This window comes from Acinetobacter sp. YH16042 (genome assembly GCF_013417245.1).
In the GTDB taxonomy this organism is placed as follows: Bacteria; Pseudomonadota; Gammaproteobacteria; order Pseudomonadales; family Moraxellaceae; genus Acinetobacter; species Acinetobacter amyesii.
In genome coordinates, this window is record NZ_VPEJ01000094.1 from 1 (window position 1) to 2049 (window position 2049).

Annotated in this window: 2 protein-coding genes, 2 pseudogenes and 1 other annotated feature; of the genes and pseudogenes, 1 reads left to right on the plus strand and 3 read right to left on the minus strand. The window is 38.6% G+C overall.

Annotated elements, in window-relative coordinates:
• The 3 genes and pseudogenes from FTV37_RS18120 to FTV37_RS17155 form a co-directional block, all read right to left on the minus strand.
• A pseudogene (locus FTV37_RS18120) lies at positions 1–67 on the minus strand (helix-turn-helix domain-containing protein); the annotation flags it as partial.
• A 17-nt stretch (positions 68–84) separates the two neighbouring features.
• Complete coding sequence (locus FTV37_RS17150) at positions 85–567, minus strand: AIPR family protein (RefSeq protein WP_180064325.1); 483 nt, start codon at positions 565–567, stop codon at positions 85–87.
• An 85-nt stretch (positions 568–652) separates the two neighbouring features.
• Positions 653–1872, minus strand: a protein-coding gene (locus FTV37_RS17155; protein WP_100249712.1) for an IS3 family transposase whose coding sequence is annotated in 2 segments (ribosomal slippage) — positions 653–1596 and positions 1596–1872 — 1221 coding nt in all. Because the reading frame shifts where the segments join, the coding sequence is not laid out codon by codon here.
• Positions 1481–1597, minus strand: a sequence feature (AL1L pseudoknot). Its footprint overlaps the gene before it by 117 nt.
• A gap of 51 nt (positions 1873–1923) precedes the next feature.
• Between FTV37_RS17155 and FTV37_RS17160 the strand changes: the two are divergent.
• Positions 1924–2049: pseudogene (locus tag FTV37_RS17160) on the plus strand (helix-turn-helix domain-containing protein); the annotation flags it as partial.

A 2049-nucleotide genomic window follows, 5' to 3' on the forward strand; every position in this document is an offset into this window, starting at 1 on the left:
GTTTGGCCAGAAAAATGAGTCGTTCTCGCTGTTCTAAACTAAGTGGTACAGAAACAATCCGAGGCATGTGTGAACATCTGTTAACTAAAAAAACCTTTTCGCATGATTAGTTATTTTTGTCAACTTAATAATTTGTTTAGGTTTTTTACCTTCATTTTTATAGAAGTTTTTACGTCTATCGTAATAATACCCTTTGGTTTTTAAAAAAGTTTCAATTTGTCTATGAATTGGATCAGTCGCTCTTAAAGATGATTTAGGGATTTGTGTTTGACTATTTGTTGCTTTAATAATTTTATCTCTGACCTCTTCGGAGCTTGGAACAATTACACGAACTAGAACATTGCGGTTTTCAATATCCTGTATTTTTACTGCATTTTCTTTGAAATAACGATAAATTTCAGAACTTGTTTGTAGTCCATTCACAATCTCAGGATTCTGAATTACTAACTGTTTATTTGTTCTTGGAGTAACCTTAGTACTTAATATAGTTACTCCATTGTTTAACCACCAGAAATCTTCTGTAGTATTGTTTTGAAGTGTATTAAGTTGACAAAAATAACTAATCATGCGAAAAGGTTTTTTTAGTTAACAGATGTTCACACATGCCTCGGATTGAACCGTACCGGGTTTGTCGGAGACTTTTTTATTTAAGTTAGGCCACCTGACCTAACGGATTAATTTTATCATAGTACATTGCTTCAAAATCAAAAGGTGGCACATAACCTAGTGCACTATGTACACGCTCTTTATTGAACCAATCTACCCAATTTAATGTCGCAAGTTGTACATCCGCTAAACCTTGCCAATCTGCTTTTAAATATTCAATCACCTCTGTTTTGTATAAGCCATTCACTGTTTCAGCCAAAGCATTATCGTATGAATCACCGGTCGTACCGACTGATGCTCGTAAATTTGCTGCTTCTAAACGATTGGTATAACGAATGGAAAGATATTGCACACCTCTGTCACTATGATGAATCACGTTCTTTGGCATGCCTCGATCATGCAATGCTTGCTCCAGTGCATCGAGCACCATGTCTGTATTCATCCGTGTTGATACTTTCCATCCAACAATTGCTCGCGAGAACACATCAATAATAAAGGCGGTATAGACCCAGCCTGAATTTGTTTGAATATACGTAAAGTCAGCGACCCACAGCTGGTCAGGGTGATCAGCACTAAAATTGCGTTTCACCAAGTCATCTGCTCGTTTTTGATCATCTCGGCTATGGGTAGTTTGTTTATTCTTACCTCGCCAAACACCTTGTATACCTAGCTTTTGCATCAATCGAGCAACTGTACAGCGTGCAATAATATAGCCTTCACGTTTCAGTTTTTGCCAAACTTTACGTACACCATATCGACCTGAACTTTCCTTCCAAATTCGTTTAATTTGTTCAGCATGATGCAAGTCATGTAGATCTCGCTTTGCTCGATGTTCTGGGTTTTCGCAGAGATCTAGAGTCCGGTAATAGGTTGAGGGTGCGATCGGTAAAATTCTACAAATCGCCTCGACTCCGTACAGCTCTTTATTATTATGGATAAAATCCACCATTATTTGTGTGGGCGGTCGAGTTCCGCCTGGGCGAAAAAAGCGGCTGCTTTACGTAGAATCTCATTGGCGCGTTGCAGTTCTTTATTTTCGCGTTCGAGTTGTTTGATACGTTCTTGGTCTGAAAGCTGCTGTACTTTAACTGGATTTAGTTTATCTAAATATTTTTGATACCAAACACGTAGTGTTTCAGGAGTACAACCTATCTTGGGAGCAATAGCGGTGATCGCAGCCCAATTCGATGGATAATCTTTTTCAGATTCAATCAATAATTGAACCGCTCTTTCTCTGATTTCAGGGGCATATTTTAATTTTGTCATCGGGATAGTCTCTCAGAATATTGACTCTCCGACAAACCCGGTACGGTTCAGATTGTTTCTGTACCACTTAGTTTAGAACAGCGAGAACGACTCATTTTTCTGGCCAAACATGCAAAACATTGGCGTGAAAGACAACGTGCCCAAACTATTCTCTGGCTTTCCGAAGGTAAAAGTGTT